The 23,502-nt window shown below is 44.3% G+C and carries 19 protein-coding genes and 2 pseudogenes; 18 read left to right on the plus strand and 3 right to left on the minus strand.

Translation table 11 applies throughout. The features are described 5' to 3' along the window. The first annotated feature begins 49 nt into the window (after positions 1-49). From NE473_RS08140 to NE473_RS08195, 12 genes and pseudogenes are all read left to right on the plus strand, one after another. Positions 50-415, plus strand: coding sequence for a winged helix-turn-helix transcriptional regulator (locus NE473_RS08140; RefSeq protein ID WP_006775756.1), 366 nt, complete (start codon positions 50-52; stop codon positions 413-415). Positions 416-496: 81 nt separating this feature from the next. Continuing rightward, on the plus strand, positions 497-1,003 hold the full coding sequence (locus tag NE473_RS08145) for a YbhB/YbcL family Raf kinase inhibitor-like protein (RefSeq protein WP_055650784.1): 507 nt from the start codon (positions 497-499) through the stop codon (positions 1,001-1,003). A 397-nt stretch (positions 1,004-1,400) separates the two neighbouring features. Then, the gene (locus NE473_RS08150) at positions 1,401-1,595 is read left to right on the plus strand and encodes a hypothetical protein (protein ID WP_006775758.1); all 195 of its coding nucleotides are present in this window, start codon (positions 1,401-1,403) and stop codon (positions 1,593-1,595) included. Positions 1,596-1,924: 329 nt separating this feature from the next. Then, entirely contained in the window at positions 1,925-3,742 is a 1,818-nt protein-coding gene (kdpA, locus tag NE473_RS08155) for a potassium-transporting ATPase subunit KdpA (RefSeq protein WP_055650785.1), read from the plus strand. A gap of 14 nt (positions 3,743-3,756) precedes the next feature. Further along, positions 3,757-5,823 carry a potassium-transporting ATPase subunit KdpB gene (gene kdpB, locus NE473_RS08160; RefSeq protein ID WP_006775761.1) on the plus strand — a complete coding sequence of 689 codons (2,067 nt, stop codon included), beginning with the start codon at positions 3,757-3,759 and terminating at the stop codon, positions 5,821-5,823. A 25-nt stretch (positions 5,824-5,848) separates the two neighbouring features. Continuing rightward, complete coding sequence (gene kdpC, locus NE473_RS08165) at positions 5,849-6,451, plus strand: potassium-transporting ATPase subunit KdpC (protein ID WP_006775762.1); 603 nt, start codon at positions 5,849-5,851, stop codon at positions 6,449-6,451. A 249-nt stretch (positions 6,452-6,700) separates the two neighbouring features. After that, positions 6,701-9,397, plus strand: a pseudogene (locus NE473_RS08170) (ATP-binding protein). Next, on the plus strand, positions 9,390-10,088 hold the full coding sequence (locus NE473_RS08175; RefSeq protein WP_006775765.1) for a response regulator: 699 nt from the start codon (positions 9,390-9,392) through the stop codon (positions 10,086-10,088). The pseudogene NE473_RS08170 and the gene NE473_RS08175 overlap by 8 nt, the downstream one beginning before the upstream one ends. Positions 10,089-10,471: 383 nt before the next feature. Continuing rightward, positions 10,472-11,164 (plus strand): response regulator transcription factor, encoded by a 693-nt coding sequence (locus NE473_RS08180; RefSeq protein ID WP_055650825.1) that lies wholly within the window; start codon positions 10,472-10,474, stop codon positions 11,162-11,164. Further along, positions 11,161-12,390: a sensor histidine kinase gene (locus NE473_RS08185; protein ID WP_006775768.1), complete on the plus strand. Its 1,230-nt coding sequence runs from the start codon at positions 11,161-11,163 to the stop codon at positions 12,388-12,390. The genes NE473_RS08180 and NE473_RS08185 overlap by 4 nt, the downstream gene beginning before the upstream one ends. A 62-nt stretch (positions 12,391-12,452) precedes the next feature. Further along, positions 12,453-13,149: pseudogene (locus tag NE473_RS08190) on the plus strand (ABC transporter ATP-binding protein). Beyond that, a complete protein-coding gene (locus NE473_RS08195) occupies positions 13,133-15,454 on the plus strand; it encodes an ABC transporter permease (RefSeq protein WP_055650787.1) in 2,322 nt (773 codons plus the stop codon). The pseudogene NE473_RS08190 and the gene NE473_RS08195 overlap by 17 nt, the downstream one beginning before the upstream one ends. A 157-nt stretch (positions 15,455-15,611) precedes the next feature. Here NE473_RS08195 and NE473_RS08200 read toward each other — a convergent pair whose 3' ends face one another. Continuing rightward, entirely contained in the window at positions 15,612-16,151 is a 540-nt protein-coding gene (locus NE473_RS08200; RefSeq protein WP_055650788.1) for a PadR family transcriptional regulator, read from the minus strand. A 118-nt stretch (positions 16,152-16,269) separates the two neighbouring features. On the opposite strand from NE473_RS08200, the gene NE473_RS08205 reads away from it, so the two are divergent. From NE473_RS08205 to NE473_RS08210, 3 genes are all read left to right on the plus strand, one after another. Then, positions 16,270-18,246, plus strand: a complete 1,977-nt coding sequence (locus NE473_RS08205; protein ID WP_055650789.1) for a HelD family protein — start codon at positions 16,270-16,272, stop codon at positions 18,244-18,246. A 70-nt stretch (positions 18,247-18,316) separates the two neighbouring features. Beyond that, positions 18,317-18,496 carry an ATP-binding domain-containing protein gene (locus tag NE473_RS33090; RefSeq protein WP_167594040.1) on the plus strand — a complete coding sequence of 60 codons (180 nt, stop codon included), beginning with the start codon at positions 18,317-18,319 and terminating at the stop codon, positions 18,494-18,496. A gap of 118 nt (positions 18,497-18,614) precedes the next feature. After that, positions 18,615-20,003: an MATE family efflux transporter gene (locus NE473_RS08210; protein ID WP_055650790.1), complete on the plus strand. Its 1,389-nt coding sequence runs from the start codon at positions 18,615-18,617 to the stop codon at positions 20,001-20,003. 321 nt (positions 20,004-20,324) lie between these two features. Here the strand turns inward: NE473_RS08210 and NE473_RS08215 are convergent, their stop codons facing one another. Beyond that, on the minus strand, positions 20,325-21,143 hold the full coding sequence (locus NE473_RS08215) for an alpha/beta fold hydrolase (protein WP_055650791.1): 819 nt from the start codon (positions 21,141-21,143) through the stop codon (positions 20,325-20,327). A gap of 183 nt (positions 21,144-21,326) precedes the next feature. Here NE473_RS08215 and NE473_RS33095 point away from each other — a divergent pair, with 183 nt between their 5' ends. Together NE473_RS33095 and NE473_RS08220 are read left to right on the plus strand one after the other, a co-directional pair. After that, positions 21,327-21,602 (plus strand): 4Fe-4S dicluster domain-containing protein, encoded by a 276-nt coding sequence (locus NE473_RS33095; protein ID WP_080552361.1) that lies wholly within the window; start codon positions 21,327-21,329, stop codon positions 21,600-21,602. A gap of 28 nt (positions 21,603-21,630) precedes the next feature. Then, a complete protein-coding gene (locus tag NE473_RS08220; protein WP_006777524.1) occupies positions 21,631-22,158 on the plus strand; it encodes a DUF5131 family protein in 528 nt (175 codons plus the stop codon). 12 nt (positions 22,159-22,170) lie between these two features. On the opposite strand, the gene NE473_RS08225 is transcribed toward NE473_RS08220, so the two are convergent. Beyond that, the gene (locus NE473_RS08225; protein ID WP_055650826.1) at positions 22,171-22,500 is read right to left on the minus strand and encodes a winged helix-turn-helix transcriptional regulator; all 330 of its coding nucleotides are present in this window, start codon (positions 22,498-22,500) and stop codon (positions 22,171-22,173) included. 129 nt (positions 22,501-22,629) lie between these two features. Here NE473_RS08225 and NE473_RS08230 point away from each other — a divergent pair, with 129 nt between their 5' ends. Then, complete coding sequence (locus NE473_RS08230; protein WP_039893876.1) at positions 22,630-23,427, plus strand: amidohydrolase family protein; 798 nt, start codon at positions 22,630-22,632, stop codon at positions 23,425-23,427. The last annotated feature ends 75 nt before the right edge of the window (positions 23,428-23,502 follow it).

Below are 23,502 nucleotides of genomic sequence, written 5' to 3' on the forward strand. Positions count from 1 at the left end.
AAAAAAGAGAATTTGAGGTAAGATAGGGGGCAAAGGATGTGACAGCAATATGAAAATGCGGGAAGAATTTACATGCCCCCTGGAACTGGTGCATGATATGATAAAAGGCAAATGGAAGCCAATCATTATATGGCGGCTGCGCCTGGGACCGACCTCCCTTGCCAGGCTGGAAAAGGATATTGACGGGATTACACAGAAGATGCTGTTGGAGCAGCTAAAGGAGCTGATTGACTATGGTTTTGTAGAGAAGAAATCCTTTGAGGGCTATCCGTTGCATGTAGAGTATTCCTTAACGGACGGACAGGGCCGGGAGCTTTTGCAGGCACTAAAAATCATGCAGCATATTGGGATTGAATATCTGAAAGCACAGGGAAAAGAGGCGCTGCTGATTGAAAAGGGGGTTGTCCCGGAATAATACCTACGAAAAAGTGGGTAATTTACGCCGGGGATCCATGTGGCTATGATGGTATTGAATAAACCGCATGGAGGTGGAATTATGATTGTGACGAGTACAGGAATCATTGGCGGAAAGATCCAGGACCAATATGGAGGGCGCGGAACCCAGTTTAATGAAAACGGGGTTCCAACGTATTCCCTGCCATTTAAAATTGAGGAGGCGCCAGAGAAGACCGTTTCTTTTGCGGTCATTCTGGAAGACAAAGACTCTTATCCGGTTACAGGTGGATTTGTATGGGTTCATTGGCTGGCCGCGAACATCACGCGCAATGAGCTGAAGAATAATGAGAGCCAGACGGCCAGTGACTTTATACAGGGCTGCAATAGCTGGACGAGTATCCAGGGCGGACAGCAGAGCAGGGAGTGGTCCTGCTTCTATGGGGGGATGACACCGCCCGATCAGGCACATACCTATGAGCTGCATGTTTGTGCACTGGATGGCCTGTTGGATCTGCAGACGGGATTTTACTTAAATGAGCTGTATCACAAGATGGAAGGGCATATTTTAGATAAGCATACGTTAAAGGGCATATACGACAAAATCTAAATATAAGCAGGGGCATGGGAGCCAATAGACTGGCATCATGCCCCTGTTCTTTGCATAATGGGGACAAGATTTTATTGCTAAAAGCAGCTTTACTGAATTAGGATTATATGCAATGTCTGAATAAATTTTTCATCATATTCATGAAATCTGATGGCTATGCAGCAATATTATGACCCCAAGCCATAGAAACATGAGCATTTAAACAATTCTACGGAGTTTTTGTGGTTGATAAAAAAACTAAACAGCAGAAAAAATAAGAAACACTACTCGAAAGTGATATATCTGTCGTTTTTTCCAATTTTTTCTCACACTTACTTTATCTTAATCTTGTAAAGTCACCTCTTTTTACCGGTTTTATTTTTTCTCTGCTATTCTGAATGTGCAGGAGGAATAAAACATGACATACATGATACAGACAATAAAGACATGGGAAATCACATTTGATCAGAAAGCAGAACATTTTATATTTAAACATCCGTTCCTGAGTTTTGTGGGAATTGTTGTGGGTGTCCCCATTTTTATTTTAGCGGCAGTTGGTGTCAGTACGACGATAGTCATATTACCTATTGCATGGATGTTTGGCTGGCTTTGATTTTATGGAAACTTTATGTGGTTCCATGGCTGCTAACGCTGTTTTTATTCATTTTCATATATAATTTGTGACGATAAGGAGGACATAAACTATGCAAATACTTATTGGTATCATTGGCATGTGCATGGCTGCGCTGCTAATCTACTACATTTACATTTTAATGGGAGGAGACGAGAAATAATGGGAATCTATTTTTTATGGCGTTTGGGCATGGTAATTGTCATACTTGCATCCTTCGCCCTGTTTGTGTTTATTTATAACAAAGTTACAAAGCACATCCATCCTATGCAAAAATATGATGTGCAGGTGCAAAAAAGGAGGGATTCCTGATGGCTGGTTCAATCATGCAATATGTTCTTTACCTGGCGGTTTTGGTTGTGCTGGCAATTCCGTTAGGAACTTACATGAAAAAGGTGATGTATGGCGAGAAAACCATTTTCTCCTCAATTTTCACACCCTGCGAACGGATTGTATGCAAAGTCCTTCATGTGCAAGAGAGTGAGGATATGACTTGGAAGCAGTATCTCTCATCCGTTTTTCTTTTCTCTGGTATTGGATTTGTTTTCCTGTTCCTGCTCCAGCTTTTACAAGGCGCGCTGCCGGGCAATCCACAGGGACTCGCCGGCACAAGCTGGCATTTAGCTTTTAACACCGCCGCCAGCTTTGTAACCAACACGAACTGGCAGTCGTATTCCGGTGAATCGACTTTGAGCTATCTGACGCAGGCTGTTGGCCTGACAGTGCAGAACTTTGTATCTGCCGCCACCGGCATTGCTGTGCTGTTTGCCTTGATTCGTGGCTTTACCAGGGTCAAGGCAAAGGGAATCGGCAGTTTTTGGGTAGATATGACGCGGATTGTCTTACATATTCTGATTCCGCTGAACCTTGTGCTCGCCCTGCTATTAGTGGCTGGAGGCGTGGTACAAAATCTGAAACCGGCAGAGGAGGTAATGCTGCTGGAGCCTGTGGCGGTTAGCGCAAGCAGTGAGATTCTCGAAGACGCAGATATCGACCTTGAAACAAAGAAGGTAACAGTTGACGGAAAACTCGTTCCTGATGCCAGAATTATAACGGAGCAGTTTGTTCCAATGGGTCCAGCAGCAAGCCAGATTGCCATCAAGCAGACAGGAACCAACGGAGGTGGTTTCTTTGGCGTCAATTCAGCTCACCCGTTTGAAAATCCTAATGCACTCACTAATTTGTTGGAAATGCTCTCGTTGCTTTTAATTCCCATGGCGCTTTGCTTTACCTTCGGCAAGGCGGTCAAAAACAAAAAGCAGGGTACTGCAATCTTTTTAGCCATGTTTCTAATGCTGATTGCTTCACTCAGCTTGATTGCGGTCAATGAACAAAGCGCCGCTACAATGCTTTCCCCAAATAATAATGTAAATATGGGCATGATAGATCAGGCGGGCGGCAACATGGAGGGCAAGGAAACCCGTTTTGGTATTACGGCATCATCTACCTGGGCAGCTTTTACTACGGCAGCCTCCAACGGATCGGTAAACTCCATGCACGACAGTTACACTCCGCTTGGCGGCTTGGCGCAGATGCTGCAAATGCAGATTGGCGAAGTAATCTTTGGCGGCGTAGGCTGTGGACTTTACGGGATGCTGGCCTTCGCCATCTTGACCGTGTTCATTGCAGGGCTGATGGTAGGTCGCACTCCGGAATTTCTTGGTAAAAAAATTGAGCCTCGTGAGATGAAATGGGCGGTACTGGCGTGTCTTGCCACACCGATTGCTATTTTAGCCGGAAGCGGAACTGCGGCAATGGTACCGGAAGTAATGGACAGTCTCAATAACGGCGGCGCGCATGGCTTTTCCGAGATGCTTTACGCATACACTTCCGCTGGAGGAAATAACGGTTCGGCCTTTGCGGGCTTTAATGCCAATACTGTATTCCTCAATGTTTCAATCGGCCTTGTCATGCTGTTCGCACGCTTTCTACCCATTGTAGGGACATTGGCCATCGCGGGCAGCCTGGCCGAAAAAAAGAAAATTGCTGTAACTGCCGGAACGCTCTCCACGACTAATGGAATGTTTATATTCCTGCTCATCTTTGTCGTGCTGCTGGTGGGCGCTCTGAGTTTCTTCCCAGCGCTGGCGCTGGGGCCGCTGGCAGAGTTCTTCAGCGGCATTGCATAAAGGAGGTATCATAAATGACGAACGCAACAAGCGTTTTTGCCAACAAAAAAATGCTCGGCAGAGCCATTAAGGATTCTTTTATAAAGCTGGATCCCAAAACGCAGGCGCAAAACCCGGTTATGCTGTTGGTTTATCTGTCCGCGGTCCTGACCAGCGTACTGTGGGTTGTTTCCCTGTTTGGAATTATGGACGCCCCCTCGGGCTATACGCTGACCATCGCGGTGATTTTATGGTTCACCTGCCTGTTCGCAAACTTTGCCGAGGCTATTGCCGAGGGACGCGGCAAGGCGCAGGCGGATTCTCTGCGGGCTGCAAAAAAAGATGTGGAAGCGCATCGCATCCCGTCCATAAGCCGTAAAAATGACGCGATTGCAATATCCTCATCACTTCTCAAAAAGGGTGATATCGTAATTGTAAAAGCCGGAAAACAGATTCCCGCGGACGGTGAAGTAATCGAGGGTGCTGCCAGCGTGGATGAGTCCGCCATTACCGGAGAGTCCGCTCCGGTGATCCGGGAGGCGGGCGGAGACCGCAGCGCTGTGACCGGTGGCACGACAGTTCTTTCCGACTGGATTATTGTTCAGGTGACAAATGAGGCCGGAGAGAGTTTTCTTGATAAGATGATTGCTATGGTGGAAGGCGCGGCACGTAAAAAGACACCGAATGAAATTGCACTCCAGATTTTTCTGATTGCGTTGTCTGTCATTTTTATTTTGGTTACGATGTCTTTGTACGCTTACTCTGCTTTTTCAGCAAAATTGGCTGACATATCGAATCCAACCTCGGTTACGACATTAGTGGCGCTGCTGGTCTGCCTCGCGCCCACCACCATCGGCGCGTTGCTTTCCGCAATCGGTATTGCGGGAATGAGCCGTCTCAATCAGGCCAATGTGCTTGCTATGAGCGGCAGAGCCATTGAAGCAGCCGGAGATGTTGATATTCTGATGTTGGACAAAACCGGCACAATCACGCTGGGCAATCGACAGGCCTGTGACTTCATTCCTGTGGACGGAGCCGACCCAAGAGAGCTTGCCGATGCAGCACAGCTTTCCTCCCTCGCTGACGAGACGCCGGAGGGCAGAAGCGTTGTGATACTTGCAAAAGAAAAGTTTGGACTGCGGGGCCGGACACTGCAGGACAGGGGCATGGTTTTTAGCCCGTTCACTGCGGCCACACGTATGAGCGGCGTGGACTATGACGGGCTTGAAATCCGTAAAGGGGCGGCGGATTCTGTCCGTGACTATGTGGAGGCGGCCGGAGGAACATTCTCCAACGACTGTGACCGGGTGGTCAAGGAAATCGCTAACCAGGGTGGCACGCCGCTGGTTGTGGCGAAAGATCACAAAATTTTGGGTGTTATCCATCTGAAGGATATCGTTAAGCAGGGCGTGAAGGAGAAGTTTGCAGATCTTCGGAAAATGGGAATTAAGACCATTATGATTACCGGAGACAACCCGCTGACAGCGGCGGCTATCGCGGCGGAAGCCGGAGTGGATGACTTTCTCGCTGAAGCAACCCCAGAAGGAAAGCTCATGATGATTCGCGATTTTCAAAGTAAGGGACACCTTGTAGCCATGACTGGCGATGGTACAAACGATGCACCGGCATTGGCCCAGGCAGATGTAGCGGTTGCGATGAATACCGGTACGCAGGCGGCAAAGGAAGCTGGCAATATGGTAGATCTGGACTCATCACCCACTAAGCTGATAGAAATTGTGCGGATTGGAAAGCAGCTTTTGATGACGCGCGGCAGTTTGACGACTTTCTCAATCGCCAATGATGTAGCGAAATATTTTGCAATCATTCCGGCGCTGTTCATGGGACTGTACCCCGGTCTGGCCGCACTGAACGTCATGGGACTGCATTCTCCGCAGAGTGCGGTATTGTCCGCAATTATTTATAACGCACTTATCATCATTGCGCTGATTCCGCTGGCGCTCAGGGGCGTGAAATACCGCGAAGTACCGGCTGGAAAGTTACTCTCCCGCAATCTGCAGGTTTACGGCCTTGGCGGGCTTGCCACACCGTTCATTTTTGTGAAACTGATTGATATGTTGTTAGCAGCCTGCGGGCTTGCATAGTCAATTAGAATTTGGAGGTGTCTTTATGAAAACAATGAAAGATATTTTGCTGCGCGCGGCTGGCCTCTTTCTGATTTTTACCCTATTGTGCGGCGTGTTTTATACTGGCGCAGTGACAGGTTTTGCACAGGTATTGTTCCCTCAGAAGGCAAATGGAAGTATGATTGAAATCGGCGGAGTGAAATACGGCAGCGAGCTGCTTGGCCAGTATTATACGGATGATGCTCATTTTTGGGGACGAATTATGAATTTGGATGTGACGACTTATCGAGATGGGGAGGGCAATATATTAATGTACTCCGCGCCCTCTAATTTAAGCCCAACAAGCGCCGAATATGCCGCATTGGTAGCGGAACGAGTGGAAAAAATACAAAAATCAAATCCCATAATGAAGGATACGGCCATCCCTGTGGATTTGGTCACTTGTTCGGGCAGCGGGCTTGACCCACATATTTCTCCGGCAGCGGCGGAATATCAGGTAACGCGTGTTGCCACAGCCAGCGGAAAAAGCGAGCAGGAGGTGCGGGAAATCATAGCAAAATGCACAGATGGTCAATTCCTGGGCATCTTTGGAGAGAAAATAGTGAATGTGTTAAAGGTCAATTTAATGCTGGATGGTATTCTGTAAAAAAAGCGGGGAGACGGTTTTTCTGTCTCTCCGCACTTTTATGCTATAATGTCATGAGACAATATACTGCGGCCTATGGAATCAGAGCATGTGTGAAGCGTATGATATAATGGATATGTTGTCAGCTTAAATAGAACGGATACTGGTTAACGCCATTTTTATACAATCTTAATAGACAGTTTGTAATACTTATATCTGATTTATTTTCAATATGGTATTCTATATTCACAGGGATGAGAGAGGTGTAATATGGAAGAGAAGAAAAACAAACCGGATGAAATACTCCGTGTAATACAGGAAGACGAACAAAGTTCCAAGAACGGACATTTGAAGATATTCTTCGGTTATGCCGCCGGCGTAGGAAAAACGTATGCTATGTTGAAGGATGCCAATGCCGCGAAGCGGCGCGGTGTGGACGTGGTAATCGGTTATGTAGAGCCTCACGCAAGACCGCAGACCGCCGCACTGACACAGAATCTGGAATGCCTGTCGCTTATGGAGGATGTTTACAATGGAATTGCATTGAAGGAATTTGACTTGGATGCGGCGCTGGCCCGCAGGCCGCAGCTCATTCTGGTAGATGAACTGGCGCATACCAATGCCAAAGGCTGCCGCAACAGGAAGAGGTATCAAGACGTCAGGGAACTGTTGCGGGCGGGGATTGATGTCTATTCCACCGTAAATGTCCAGCATATAGAAAGCCTCAACGATATGGTTGCCTCAATCACTGGTGTCACTGTCCGGGAACGCATACCCGATGAGGTGTTTGATTGAGCATCCCAGGTGGAATTAGTGGACATTGAGCCGCAGGAGCTGATTGAACGATTAAATGAGGGAAAAATCTATCGGGAAGCACAGGCAAGGCAGGCTCTTAATCATTTTTTTAGCGTAGAGAACCTGACAGCACTGCGGGAAATTGCGCTCAGACGCTGCGCCGACCGGGTAAACCGTATGGCGGAAAGTGTGAAGGTTCAGAACAACAGTGATTATTATACAGACGAACATATTCTGGTCTGCCTTTCGTCTTCCCCTACCAATCCGAAGATTATTCGGGCGGCGGCAAGAATGGCACAGGCTTTTCGTGGTGAATTCACAGCACTTTTTGTGGAAACGCCTGAATTTCAAAACATGTCCGCAGACGATAAAACTCGCCTGCGGGAAAACATACGTCTTGCGGAGCAGCTTGGCGCATCGGTTGAAACTACCTATGGAGATGATATCGCGCTGCAAATCGCTGAATACGCGCGTCTGTCCGGTGTGTCCAAAATCGTATTAGGGCGTGACAACGCCGTGAAAAGGCGGCTGTTTGCCAAGCAGACTTTAACGGAAAAGCTGACCATATACGCGCCGAAGCTGGAGGTCTACATCCTTCCGGACAGACCAGTTCCGGGCTATCGTCCGCAGAAGGCAGGAAACCCGGTCCCCCCTTTTTCTGTCGCTGATCTACTGCGTAGCGCGGCAATTCTGGCTGTGGCAACCGGTATTGGCTTTGTCTTTTATCATTTTGGCTTCAGCGAAGCAAATATCATTACCGTTTACATATTGGGCGTCCTTTTGACAGCGGTGTGCACTTCCGCTCGAATTTACTGTTTAGTAACTTCGCTGGCAAGCGTTTTGATGTTTAATTTCTTTTTTACCTCGCCGCGTTTTACGTTTAAAGCCTATGATCCAAGCTATTTTGTGACGTTTCCTATCATGTTTTTGGCGGCATTAATCACCGGCAATCTGGCAATACGGATTAAAGGGCAGGCGCGGAAGTCGGCTCAGGCAGCGTACCGAACCAAAGTCATGTTTGACACTAATCAGGCGCTGCAGCAGGTAAACGGGAATGAAGATATTATCTCTGTTACCGCCCATCAGATAGTAAGGCTGTTGGAACGCAGTGTTGTATTCTATGCTAAACAGGATGGCAATACTCTGGCAGAACCGCTGTTTTTCTCCTTTTCCGAAAATCAGAACAAACAGGACTATTGCTCAGAAAACGAGCGGGCCGTTGCCGCATGGGTCTATCAAAACAATAAACGTGCCGGCGCAACAACCGACACCCTTTCCAGTGCCAAATGCCTGTATTTGGCGGTGCGTATTGAAAACGCGGTATACGGTGTTGTGGGGATTGTAATGGAACAAGGAGCATTGGAGCCATTTGAAAGCAGTATTCTGCTTTCCATACTCGGTGAATGTGCAATGGCGCTTAAAAATGAGCAGACCACCCGTGAGAAAGAGCAGGCGGCGGTTCTTGCTAAAAACGAGCAGCTTCGTGCGAATCTGCTGCGGGCTATTTCCCATGATCTGCGAACTCCTTTGACCTCAATTTCTGGAAATGCGGGCGTACTTCTGGCCAATGACACAGTTATCCCACAGGAAAAGCGCAGACAGTTGTATGGCGATATTTATGATGATTCATTGTGGCTGATTAATTTAGTGGAAAATCTGCTGGCGGTTACGCGCATAGAGGACGGCAGTATGAATCTGCGGCTGAAACCGGAGCTTATGGACGATGTGGTCGCGGAAGCTTTGCACCATATAAACCGGAAAAGTGTGGAGCATCACATTACGGTGGCGCAGTCAAACGAGCTGGCGCTCGCCAGAATGGATGGGCGGCTTATCGTACAGGTCGTAATAAATATTGTTGACAATGCTATTAAATATACGCCCCAAGGGTCCACTATAACCGTTCGCACATTTACTTCAGGCGATTGGGTTGTTACCGAAATTTCTGACAACGGTCCAGGTATCTCTGACGAGGTCAAGCTCCGGATCTTTGACATGTTCTATACTTCCAGTACAAAAATTGCCGACAGCCGACGCAGCCTTGGTTTGGGACTGGCACTCTGTAAATCAATTATCACTGCCCATGGCGGAACAATAGAAGTGCGGGACAATGAACCGGAGGGAACTGTTTTTTGCTTTACATTACCCATTGAGGAGGTAACGCTTCATGAATAAATCTTTAATATTGGTCGTAGAAGACGATGCAGCCGTGCGCAATCTGATTACGACAACATTGGAAACTCAGGACTATCGTTTTTTGACTGCGTCTACCGGTGAAGCCGCCATTTTGGAAGCAGTCTCGCATAATCCGGATATTGTACTGCTGGACATGGGTCTGCCGGATATTGACGGTGTGGATATCATCAAAAAAATCCGCACATGGTCGCTTATGCCTATTATTGTCATCAGCGCCCGAAGCGAGGATACGGATAAAATAGACGCTTTGGACGCCGGGGCGGACGACTATCTCACAAAACCTTTTTCCGTTGAAGAACTTCTTGCAAGACTTCGGGCGACACAGCGTAGACTGATTGCTACACAAGGTGTTATGCCAGCACAGCAGACCTTTTTCGAAAACGGCAGACTAAGAATTGATTATGCGGCGGGCTGTGTCTTTCTTGAAGATACCGAGTTACATTTGACACCCATTGAATATAAGCTGTTGTGCCTGCTCGCCAAAAATATCGGCAAGGTGCTTACGCACACCTATATTACACAGGAAATTTGGGGCAGCTCATGGGACAATGATGTGGCGTCTCTGCGGGTTTTTATGGCAACCCTGCGCAAAAAGATTGAAAATACGCAGGATGCGCCGCAGTATATCCAGACACATATTGGCGTTGGATACCGGATGCTGAAGGTTTAACTGCCAGATGCAAATGGAGGATATCTGAAGAAAAAGATATTTCTATTGTGGATTTAAATGTAGAAAAATTAGTATAAAATAAGCAGAGTGCAGTTCTCTCATATTAAGAGGCTGCACCTTGTTTTTATGTGTGAATTGCTTGTTAGCTCATTGAATCATGCTTGTGTTGTTTCAATGTCAGAACTATAATAGAGCCATTAAAGGTGCAGACATGAAATAATGTGACCTTAAAAGAGGCAGGCCAGGAATGGAACATGACTACTCTGCAGATAGATTACTATTATGCAGAAGATCGCATCCCCGGTGCAGTGAAGATGGTGAAGACCTGGTTTTTCTTAAAGACATGGAAAAGCTGGTTGACAGGAGAAAATGAGGTGATACACATGAGTCAGATATTGCTTTTAGAAGATGATGTCAGTTTGGTTGATGGACTGCGTTATTCCTTGAAAAGGAATGGATTTGATATTACGATTGCCCGCACTATAGAGGAAGCAATCAAATGTCTGCAACAAATTGGCAGTTACGATTTACTGCTGCTTGATGTTACCCTGCCAGACGGAACCGGCTTTGATGTGTGCAATAAGGTACGGAAACAGGGGAATCAAATTCCTATCATTTTTTTAACCGCATCCGATGAGGAAGTAAATATTATAAGGGGATTGGATAGTGGCGGTGATGATTATATTACGAAACCATTTAAACTGGGAGAACTCTGCTCACGCATTCGTGCTTTGCTGCGTCGGGCAGGGACGGCCAGTACCAGCAGCATGATTGAGTGCGGGGATATTTCCATTGACCTGTACGGGAGCCGTGTCCTGCTGAAAGGACAGCCGTTAGATTTGACCAGCGCAGAATATCGCCTGCTTTGTCTATTGGTGCGGAATGCCAACCGGACCGTAACACGGGATAATATAATGAATGAATTATGGGATAACACCAGCGATTTTGTTGATGATAATACATTGTCTGTTTATGTGCGGCGGCTTCGTGAGAAAATCGAAACCATACCCTCACAGCCAGAACATTTAATAACGGTCCGTGGTTTTGGTTATCAGTGGAAAGAGGTGTCATTATGAGCTTTGGCAGAGACAGGCAAATCAGACATTACTGTGAATTCCTGATTGCTTTTGTGCTCCTGCTCTTTTTTTCTGGAATGTGGGCGTATTCGCAACAGGCAAGCATAGTCCGGGACCTGTTTCTGGAACATGACAGAGCTGTTGTAACATCCCTCTTAGAGCAAGGCATTTCAGAGGACGTTATTGCCAGAGCAATAACAAATACTTCAGGGACAGAGGTGGGAACAGAACTGCTTACCCGGATTGGCATAACATCACATACCGCTATCAAATTTTTCCCGTTTATAACGGATCTTCAACAGCAAACAGGGTTGTTTATGATGATTGCCTGGGTAGTTCTTACAGGGATGCTTTTTACCGGAACATTTCTTTTCTTTAGAAAGCGGGAACAGCTTTACAGACAGGCCACACAAGTAATCCTGCATTTTATCCAAGGAGACTTTTCCCACCATCTTACGCAGGCAAACGAAGGAGCCATCTTTCAGTTTTTTGCATCTGTAGATCAACTGGCTACCATTCTGCAATCAAAGAACGATACACAGGAAAAAGCAAAGGAATTTCTGAAGAATACAATTTCCGATATATCCCATCAGCTCAAAACACCGCTGACCGCCCTCTCCATGTACCATGAGATTATTTCAGATGAGCCGGAGAATGTAGAGACGGTAAGAGAGTATTCAGAAAAAACTGGACTAGCCATAAACCGCATGGATATATTGATTCAGTCCATGCTGAAAATAACCCGGCTTGATGCAGGCAGTATTGATTTTGAAAAGGAACGCTGCTATGTCGCAGATTTAATAGCACGTTCTATTCGTGAACTTATAATACGGGCGGAACGCGAAGGTAAGAAAATTTTAACAGACGGTTCCACAGAGGAAATGATTTTCTGTGATGTAGGATGGACAAGTGAAGCCATTGGGAATATTGTTAAAAACGCCTTAGACCACACGGAAGCGGGTGGGGAAATCCATATATCATGGGAACATAGTCCGATTATGCTGCGGGTTTATATTTCAGATAATGGCTCAGGGATTGCGCCGGAGGACATTCACCACATATTCAAACGGTTCTATCGCAGCAAAAAGTCGTTGGATACACAAGGGATTGGTCTTGGGCTGCCGCTGGCAAAGTCTATTATTGGAGGACAGGACGGCATTATTTCTGTTCAAAGCAGTTTAAATAAGGGGACGATGTTCACCCTCTCCTTCCTTACGGAACTGTAATCTGCTTTTCACCTAATTGTAAGCTAAGCCTGTTATCCTTTGGGGAAAGGAGGTAACTGGACATGGAAATTTTAAAAGTACAGCATTTATGTAAAACCTATGGCAAAGGCGAGGCAAAAGTGGAGGCGCTGAAGGATGTTTCCTTTACTTTAGAGCAGGGAGAGTTTGCGGCGGTAGTTGGGGAATCCGGATCCGGGAAAAGTACGCTGCTGAACTGCATTGGTGCATTGGATATGCCGACATCTGGCAACGTATTGATGGATGGACAGGATTTATTTTCTATGAAAGAGGAACAGAGGACAGTATTCAGACGCCGTAATATCGGTTTTGTCTTTCAGTCCTTTCAATTAGTGGCTGACCTGACAGTCGAGCAGAATATTATGTTTCCTATTTTGTTGGATTACCGAAAACCGGAGCCGGGAACGATTGAAGAAATTTTGGGAGTTTTGGGATTGAAAGACAGACGCCATCATCTGCCAAGTCAATTATCCGGAGGACAGCAGCAGCGCGTAGCAATTGGGCGGGCGCTTATAACAAGGCCAAAGCTGATTTTAGCAGATGAACCGACCGGGAACCTTGACAGTAAAAATAGTCAGGATGTTATGGATTTACTAACGAAGGCTTCCCGCCGCTATCAACAGACAATTTTAATGATTACTCACAACAACAATTTAACATCTTCCGTAGATCGTGTGCTTCATGTGAAAGATGGTGTGTTGACAGATTTGGGAGGAGAAAGAGAATGAAAAGTTATCTTGATCTGATTCCCCTATCTGCTAAAAGGCATAAACGACAAGGGAAAATGACGCTGATCTGTATTATTCTCTCGGTCTTTTTAGTAACGGTTATATTCGGTATGGCAGAAATGGAGATTCGCAGCCAGCAGTATCAGGAGATTAAAAATGGTGGTAACTGGCATGTTATTTTCTCAGGTATTGATGAAAAGACAGGAGCTTTAATACAGGCCCGTCCTGAAGTTACTGGTTCAGGTTGGTATGGCTATGTGAATGAGACAAACGGATTTTGGGTTGATGGAAGAAAAATCTCCGTCAGCGGTATTGATGAACAGGCATTCCGTTCCATGTTCTTGTCCGAAATTTCAGAGGGGAGATTTCCGGAAACTGTGTATGAAGTGGTTTTATCGGAATATGCCAAATCTCTTCTAAAGGTTGATATCGGTGATACCATACAGATTGATGGTATTAATGAACCGTTGGTGATTTCCGGTTTTGCCGAGAATTCAGCAAAACAAATGCGTCAGGACACTTTTTCAGCTCTGCTGTCTATGAATGGGTTCCGTACTCATATTCCGGCAGAAAATTACACGGAGCAGTTGGTCGTGCAGTTATCACCTTTTTGTAATATGCAAAAAGTAATTGCGGACATTGCCGATCAGCTCCATCTGTCTGAAAAGCAAGTGATCCAGAATGGAAACTTACTGGCTGTTCTCGGCCAAAGCGACAACAATTTTATTATACAGCTCTATGGCTGTGCCGTTATCTTATTCCTATTGGTTCTGATTGCCAGTGTCCTGATGATTACAAGCAGCCTAAATAGTAATGTTATGCAGAGAACAGAGTTTTTTGGTATGCTTCGCTGTGTTGGCGCCACTCGAAAGCAGATCATGAAATTTGTCCGCCGGGAGGGGCTGCGCTGGTGTAAATTTGCAATCCCCATTGGACTGATTTGTGGTATTGTGGTGGTCTGGGGCTTGTGTGCGGCTCTCAAGTTTATCAGCCCGGAATATTTTGCTGAACTGCCTGTTTTCCGTGTGAGCTGGATTAGTATTCTCTGCGGCATTATTATAGGGTTTCTGACCGTACTGCTGGCAGCTCAGGCCCCAGCAAAAAAGGCTGCAAGTGTTTCTCCATTGACGGCCGTTTCCGGCAATGCCTTCAGCCGCCAGTCTGTAAAAACGGCTGCCAATACGCGCCTGTTCCATATTGACACTTCGTTGGGGGTCAATCATGCTATGTCAAATAAAAAGAGCTTTGTTCTGATGGTTGGCTCATTCGCACTGAGTATTATTCTGTTTTTAGCGTTCTCCCCAGCAATTGATTTTATGAACCATGCTATCAATGCGTTGGAACCATATACACCAGATGTCTCAATTACAAGTAAAGACAATACGGGCAATGTACCCAGGGAACTGCTGCCACAGTTTGAAGAACAGTCCTTTGTAATGCGGGTATACGGAAGAATGTTCGCCTATGATATACCTACAAATAATGAAGACAAGTTGATCAATTTGATTTCCTATGAGGAGCATCAGCTTTCGTGGGCGAAGGAAAATCTGGTTGAGGGTGAAGTGGAGGATATATATGCCTCAGATAACGCGGTATTGGCAGTGTACAATTCAGAATATATGTTACATGTGGGCGATAAGATTACGATGAATATAGACGGACAGCAACAGGATTTGAATGTTGTAGGGATACTTTCTAAAAGCCCATTTACGAACACGCCGGGAACGGCCAATGTTATTTGTACGGAAGATACATTCCAACACATTTACGGTAAAACACAATATACAATTATTGATTTACAATTTAAACGCGGCGTCACCAATCAGGAGGTAAATAGTATCCGTGAGATGGCGGGATCAGAGTTCAGCTTTTCAGATCGCCGTCAAAGCAACCAGCAGTCTGTGGGAGCCTATTATTCATTTGCTTTATTTATCTATGGCTTTTTGGTAGTGATTGCTTTAATTACCGTGTTCAATGTTGTAAACAGTATCAATATGAGCGTATCGGCCCGTATCCGGCAATATGGTGCTATGCGGGCTATTGGAATGAGTAACCGGCAGCTTATAAAAATGGTAACAGCGGAAGCGGCTGCTTACTCTATTGCCGGAAGTATTGTAGGCTGTATGATTGGCCTGTGCATAAACAGATATCTGTTTGTTCAAATGGTATCATCCCGCTGGGGCGACCCGTGGAAAGTTCCGGTGCTCACTGTAGGCATTATAGTGGGGCTTGTAGTTGTTACAGCCTTTATAGCCGTCAGGAACCCAGCTAGACGTATTCGTGATTTGTCAATTGTTGATACAATCAGTGCAGATTGACATGTTTGCTGATGGTGGTGACATGGGTGCTGACTTGTCAGGTTGGCATTGAAACCATTTAGGGCATCGAATACAGGTTTAGCAATGCAAGAAGGAAAAAATAAGCAAGGTGCAGTATCTCAAAGAGTGGAGACTGTACCTTGTTTATTTAAACACTTCAACCCTGTTTCGTTTCAAATTTATTTTTCAAATCTGCAATCCAGGCATCAATTGCCTCAGCCAATATAAATTGTTGCTGTAAAACGGCCATACCCGTTTCGGGAATATCAGGCATATTTTCTTTTTGATCAATATTTTCCTGCAAATATGTTTTCAAAGTCTGCACATTACTTTCAATCTGTTCCAGACAGATTTTTTGATTTTCTGGAGAAAGGCTGGACAGGTTAACAATGACTGCATTAAAATCCAGAAATATATGGATAGGCTTAGAAGAAAGTTCCAGCATGAGCGTTTCAAACTCCTGCGCCCCGGCTTCAGTCAATGAGTAGACCGCTTTTTCTGCCATCTTCCCCTCTTTTACCGGAGTACCTTTAATATAGCCCTTTTCCTCCAACTGAATTACTTTTTTATATATTGATGGAGTGCTGATTTTTACCCATTTTGAAAGATTGCGGTATTCCACTAATTTTTGTATGTCATAGGCACTTAATGATTCTTTTTTTAATATCCCTAATACGATCAAGTCAATGGTTGCCATAATATTCTCCTTTTTCTCTTGACACATACTATAATTTAGAGTAGTATATTCAACATTGCAAAAGCTATAAATTATAGTAATATATTTTCCAAACCATGTCAAGCGAAAGGAGAAGAATATGGCGAATAAAGAATTAGAATTAAAGCAGGAAAAAGTAAGGCTGGAAGAAACGATTCAGACGGTAAAAGCACTGATTCAAGGTGTGGACAGTTTGGAGGAAAGCCAACGGAAAGAGGCTCAGGAACTGCTCCACAATCTAAGCTATTCAGACATAAACCAACAGCTCGGAATTATGACCACTTCTGCTCAAAATGAGGAGGATGCCCAAAACCGCCGCCGGCAATATCTTCGCGCGTTAAAAAGCCCCTATTTTTGCAGAATTGACTTCGCGGAAGAGCATGCAAAAGAGCCGAAGGCATTCTATATTGGCAAAAGTGGTTTAAGCGATCATTCAGGCGGACAGATTGTTCTGGATTGGCGGACCCCTATTGCTAATGTTTATTATGCGAATACCATTGGAAAAGTGTCATATATGGCACCGGGCGGTAAAATTAATGGGAACTTATCTTTAAAGCGGCATTATCTTATCGAGGACGGGAAACTGGAATCCATGATGGATGTGGACGTTTCAGCCAATGATGATTTTTTGCAGATGGCACTTGGCGACAGTAAAGACAATCGGTTGAAGGATATTGTTTCTACCATACAGTCTGAACAAAATGAGATTATCAGGGCGCCGCTCTCTGTTCCTCTGGTCGTGCAGGGGGTGGCTGGAAGCGGCAAAACCACAATCGCATTACACCGTATTGCCTATTTGATTTACACTTACCAGAAAGATTTTTCCGCTCATGATTTTTTAATCATTGCGCCCAATGATTTGTTTCTGGATTATATCTCTGCAGTTTTACCGGAACTGGGCGTGGATCAAGTCAGACAGAGCACCTTTATCAAACTTGCATCCAGCATAACAGGTGGAAAGTATAAGGTTGCAGACTCAAATGCAAAACTCGCTGCATTGATTTCGCCAAAGACGGATGAAAAAGAGAAAGCCCTGATAAAAAAGGCCGGCCGGTTTAAAGGTTCATTAGTATTCTTGGAGGCGTTGGAACAGTATGTTCTGGAGCTGACCGAGAAAACCGTACCGGATAAAGACTTCGTTCTATGGGGGCATGTGCTGTATACTTCCCAGCAAGTGCAACGTGAAATATTTTTGAAATCAGATGCAGGGTGGGCTGAACGCCTGGAGTCCCTGCGTAATCGGCTTAAAATCAATGTCAAGAAAATGCGGGATAAAATTGAAGAAGAGCTTCAGAAGCCATACGATGATGAAATTGAATATCTACACAATCATATGGCTGTAGGCGAAGAACGCCGCACACGGATAATAGACTTAATCAATAAGCGGGATCAGGCAGAGGAAGAATTCAAAAAAGAATGTAAGCCGGCCGTATCTGTCTATATGGACAATTTCCCCAAAATTGATGTGCTGAAAGATTATCGCAGGCTTTTGTCTGATCCTGAAAAACTATGCCATTTGTGCGGCAGCGCCCTGATACCGGAAGTTGCAGAATATGTAGCAGGGCAGTGCCAGCTCATGAGCAAAAAGAATATGGTTGAAATTGAGGATCTGGCTCCGCTTATGTTTCTGCAGATGAAGCTAAAAGGGATTGATGATACGATACCCGCGCGGTTTGTAGCAATTGATGAAGCACAGGATTTCAGCGAATTGCAGTTTGCCGTATTAAAACAGGTGCTTAGAACCGATAAGTTTTCTATTTTGGGAGATCTGTCACAGGGGATACATGGATACCGTGGCATAGACACCTGGGATACTATTTGTAAAGACGTATTCCACGGAATCTGCGAATACCGGGTATTGGAGCAGAGCTATCGTACAACGATTGAAATTATGGATTTTGCAAATCAGGTGCTTTCTCTTATTCAAGATGAAAGTCTGGTTAGGGCAAAACCTGTGGTCCGTCATGGCGACAGGCCCCAATGTATCACGGTTTCTTCTGAAAAGCAGCTATTTGAAGCAATCGCAGAAAAGGTTAATCGTTACGAAAACAGAAACAGACGCCAAGAAAATATATAGTAAAATGCTTCCTGTATTCCCGGAAATTCAGCTATTAAAGGATTGTGATACTGCATATGGCGGAGGCATCATGGCGCTTCCTGCCTACTTATCAAAAGGCCTGGAATTTGACGCGGTTATTGTAACCTGTATCGAAGATGACTACGCATGTAGCAATTTGGATATTAAGCTTTTGTATGTTGCGATTACCAGAGCGCTTCACAAAATGGATATTATCCGCTTACCTGAAAAAATGAAGTTGATCCCTTGATTGCTGGGGGATTTATTTTTTTCTTGACATATACTATAAATTATAGTAATATTCATTACATGCTATAATTTATAGTATTGTATTTAACAATTTGCATTGAGTGAAAGGAGATCGAATCATGAATCAACCAAACAAAAAAATGGAACTGCTGGGAAGTGCGCCGATACCGAAAGCACTTCTGGCGCTGGGGCTTCCAACCATGATTGGTATGCTGATCAACGCGCTTTACAATCTGGTGGATACTTACTTCGTGGGGGGCTTGGGAACCGACCAGATGGGTGCCATTACGGTAGCTTTTCCTCTTGGGCAGGTGGTAGTCGGCCTTGGCCTGTTATTTGGCAATGGCGCTGCCGCCTATTTGTCTCGTCTGCTTGGACGAGGAGATAAAGATACCGCAAACAAAGTTGCCAGCACTGCCGTATACAGCAGCGTCTTAATTGGAGCAATTGTTATCATCGGATCTGTCATTTTTCTAAAGCCGATTCTGAAACAGTTGGGTGCAATAGAAAGTATCATGCCTTATGCGATGACTTACACAGCAATCTATATCACGTTTTCGCTTTTCAATGTGTTCAACGTCACGATGAATAATATCGTATCAAGCGAGGGCGCAGCAAAAACGGCCATGTGTGCATTGATGTCAGGTGCTTTGCTTAATGTTATTTTAGATCCTGTTTTCATTTATGTTTTGAATTTTGGAGTTGCCGGCGCAGCCATTGCCACCGCCATTTCACAGATTATTTCTACGGTGGTCTATCTGTTCTACATTTTTAGAAAAAAGAGCGTGTTTTCATTCCGTATCAAGGACTGCTGTTTTTCTAAAGAAATCATGTCTGAGATTTTGAAGATTGGAATTCCAACACTGCTCTTTCAGATATTGACCAGCCTCTCTATTGCAATGATTAACAGCGCCGCAAAAGAATACGGCAGTTCCGCACTGGCTGCAATGGGGCCGGTTACAAAAATCATGACCGTAGGGACCCTGATTGTCTTTGGATTTTTGAAGGGTTTTCAGCCGATTGCCGGGTTCAGTTACGGAGCAAAAAAATATGACCGTCTGCATGAGGCCATTAAAACATCGATTCTTTGGTCAACTATATTTTGTGTCATCTTTGGTTTGGCTGCGGTTATATTTTCAGAGGGGATTGTGTCGCTATTCACGAAGGGAGATATGGAAATGATACGTGTGGGGCAGATTGCATTACGGGCAAATGGCCTTTCCTTCATGCTTTTTGGATTCTATACAGTCTATTCCTTCCTGTTCCTTGTAATGGGGAAAGCGACAGAGGGCTGTATTCTTGGAGCCTGCAGGCAGGGAATCTGTTTTGTACCGGTTATTCTAATTCTTCCAGGACTTTTGGGATTGAACGGCATTCTCTATGCACAGCCCATTGCGGATGTGCTCTCTGCTGTTGTTACGGTATTTATGGCCGTCCATCTTCATAAAGAACTGGCTACTGAAAAAATTCGCATTGTTACCATGGATGTCGGGCATTCAGTTTCTTAAACCATTTTCTAAAACATGATTGTTTAGCGATAATTAGAAACGCTGTATTGCAAGAAACAATTAATTCCGGCAGAATTTTTCCAAAGGAGCAGATATATACCCACAGCTGGGATGAATTTGTATCCATCAATGAGGACGAAACCATCCGCTACCACATTGGGGAGAGTCAAAAGGTACTGTGGAAGCTAACTGGCCCAGATGGCATTGAAATCGTCTGAATAGGATGCAGATTTAACAATAAAGACAGGTGGAAATAAGCAAGGTGCAGTTTTCTCATATTTAGAGACTGCACCTTGTTTTGCCGCTATGCAAAAAATCAGTTTACTCTTGTTCGATTCTTAATAACCAGTCAATAACCAGTTCATTAAATAAATGGGGCTGTTCAATTTGCAGATTATGTCCAGCCATATCCAATACAGAAAATGTTGCTCTTGAATAGCTCTCTGTAAGCCGCCATGCGTCTTGATAGCCGACACACTTATCCTGTTTACCGCATATAAATAGAACTGGCTTTTGATAAGTAATATCCCGAATGATCTCGTCAGCATTGAAGCTAAATTCATAGTTATTTTCCAGGATATTTATAAAATTATTATCAGCCAGTACCAAGCCGGCCAGAACTTCATTTTTATATCTCTGATGTGTATATTGATTAGCGAGAACAGAATACTCACAAAAATCCGTTCTTTCTGTATCGGTCAGTGTGTTTAAGTATTTTTCATCTGAAAAAAATATATCAGTTAATGGCAGAGTACGCTTGCTATGATCCGGTTCTATTACAGGGCATAATAGCATCATCCCATCCACATCCTTAAACTGTCGTGCCAGAATTCCGCGTGCCAAATATCCGCCATAGGATTCACCTATTAACAGAAAATTTTGCAAATCTAAATTTCTGATGAATGAAATCAATATTTCCAATATATAATCGGAGGCTGCATACTCTAAGGAAGCCGCTGATTGCCCCATGCCGGGCAAGTCTATATATATGCGTTTATAATTGAATTGAGTATCAAATATAGGCTCCAAACAGCTTTTCATTAAAGTCCAGTCGCAACCTAAACCATGCAATATAATAATGGGCTTTCCATCACCAATCATTTCATAATGCAGTTTCATATTTTTGTATGAATAGAACATAGTGGCACCTCTTTAGTGATAGTCTACAAATTATACTGTGTGCTTTTAATCGAATTGCCATTCGTATCATATATTGTAATGGCGCCGCTGTTTGCTGGGAGAATGACAACAAATGGTTTTGTGCTGTCTATATCTATGCTGCTGATATCATTACCGTTGTCAATCTCTATCTTACTGATTTAAATGCTTACTGTGTTCCAGCTTTATGAAGGGGAGGGAGAGTTTTTTGACCTGCGACAGCAACCGCCGTTTCATCAGAGTTTTGCTTTTGGCGGAAGAAAACTTGCTCCTGTGGGATATAAAATACTGGCTGTATGTAATCAGTGTGGAAAATGCCTTTCTGTCTGTCCGTCAAACTGTATAGAACAGGGACCCCCGTTCCAGATCAGAGAGGAGAACTGTATTCACTGTGGCACCTGTTACAAAACATGTCCTTATGCCGCAATCAAAAAGTTATAATAATGCGATCAAACTGTGAGATGATTTTATGGAAACACGCCTGAAAAGGATAGCAGTAAAATCCCCCCACACATATTTAATGACAAGCATGAGTGACTTTTCCTGTTGGAAACCAGAGTGGCGTGAAAAAGTATTTCAGATTATGGGTCAGAACCCGCAGCATGTATATCTGTTTTTAACCAAACGCCCACAGCTAATCAATTTTGAAACAATGATGGAGCAGGTGTGGATTGGAGTGACCATAACAAGCCAGGCAGATAAGGACAGAATTTTATGTATGAAAAAACACATAAAAGCCCCCAATTACTTTATAACCTTTGAACCTTTGTTCGGGGATATGGGGCCGGTTGATTTTAACGGAATCGGCTGGGTAGTGATTGGAACAGAAACGGGAAATCGAAACGGGAAAATTACTTCTGATAAAACATGGATTCTCAATATTGCAAAACAGGCTGAAAAACATGGAATCTCTGTGTTTATGAAAAGCTCTCTTTTAAATATTGTAGGTCCTGAAGATTTAAAACAGGAGATTCCAGCTTCATTTTGCAAGCATTAAATTATGAGATGTTCATGATATCGCTTTTTGATAATTTGTTCCCCATTCGCACAGTTCCTTTAAGATTGGCTGGATGGTTTTTCCTACTTCTGTCAATGAATATTCAACCTTTGGAGGCGTTTCCGGATAAACAGTACGAAGGATAATTTGTTGCTCTTCTAATTGGCGGAGCTGCTGGCTCAATGTCTTGGTGGTGATTGTACCTAATAATCTCTGCAGTTCATTGAAACGGACTGGCCCTTTGGAAAGGTGCCACAGGATCCGGAGTGTCCATTTTCCGCTTAATATATTTAAGCCTACATCCATGGGACAGTGTTCTGGAACTTCCATTGTTTTTGCCAATGTAAAACCTCCTCTGATTGTAGTATCAAAAACGATGCTACATATCAAAATAGTGCGTTCTTGTGTCTTTTTAGTAGGAATGATACCCTGATTATAGCAGAAAATCTGCTGGAAAGGAATGATTAAAATATGATTATTGACAGTCATGAGCATATGATGCTCCCCACAGAAATGCAGATGCAGATGATGGACGCAGCCGGAATTGATAAAACAATCCTATTCAGCACGGTGCCGCATCCGGAAAAAGCCTCTTCACTGAATGGGCTTGAAATAGAAATGGATAAGCTTTATAAAGTTTTATCTGGATCCAACAGTATAGAAGCAAATATCATTCGGCAACAGAAAAGTATATCCGAGCTTGTTTCCATTATCAGAAAACATCCGGACCGTTTCGGGGGATTCGGACCAGTACCGTTAGGGATGTCTTTCAATGAAACACAGAGCTGGATAACGGACTATATCATATCCAACTCGCTATTGGGTATTGGAGAATTCACACCGGGAAATGAGCAGCAGATTTTACAATTAGATACCGTATTTCAGGCCATTGAAGCTACTGAAATCTGTCCTGTGTGGGTGCATACATTCTCACCTGTTACAATGGGGGGAATAAAATTGTTAATGGGATTGTGCGAACGATATCCGCGAGTGCCTGTTATCTTCGGACATTTAGGCGGGAAAAATTGGATTGAGGTAATAAAGTTCGCAAAAACAAATAAAAATGTGTACTTGGATTTATCGGCTGCATTTGCATCGATAGCTACCAGAATGGCATTGATAGAGCTGCCTCAAAGGTGTCTGTTTAGTTCCGATGCTCCATATGGAGAGCCATATCTATATCGGGAACTGATTGAATTTGTCAGTCCATCAAAGGAAATTGCTGATATGGCTTTAGGCAATAACATTAAGGAACTTCTGCATATTTAAAGTAGCATGGCAGTTTATTCTTTGGTTCACTGACTTAGATTACCATGGTAATTGTGAGCTTGAAAATGTTATTAT

This window comes from Hungatella sp. SL.1.14 (genome assembly GCF_024460495.1).
In the GTDB taxonomy this organism is placed as follows: Bacteria; Bacillota; Clostridia; order Lachnospirales; family Lachnospiraceae; genus Hungatella; species Hungatella hathewayi.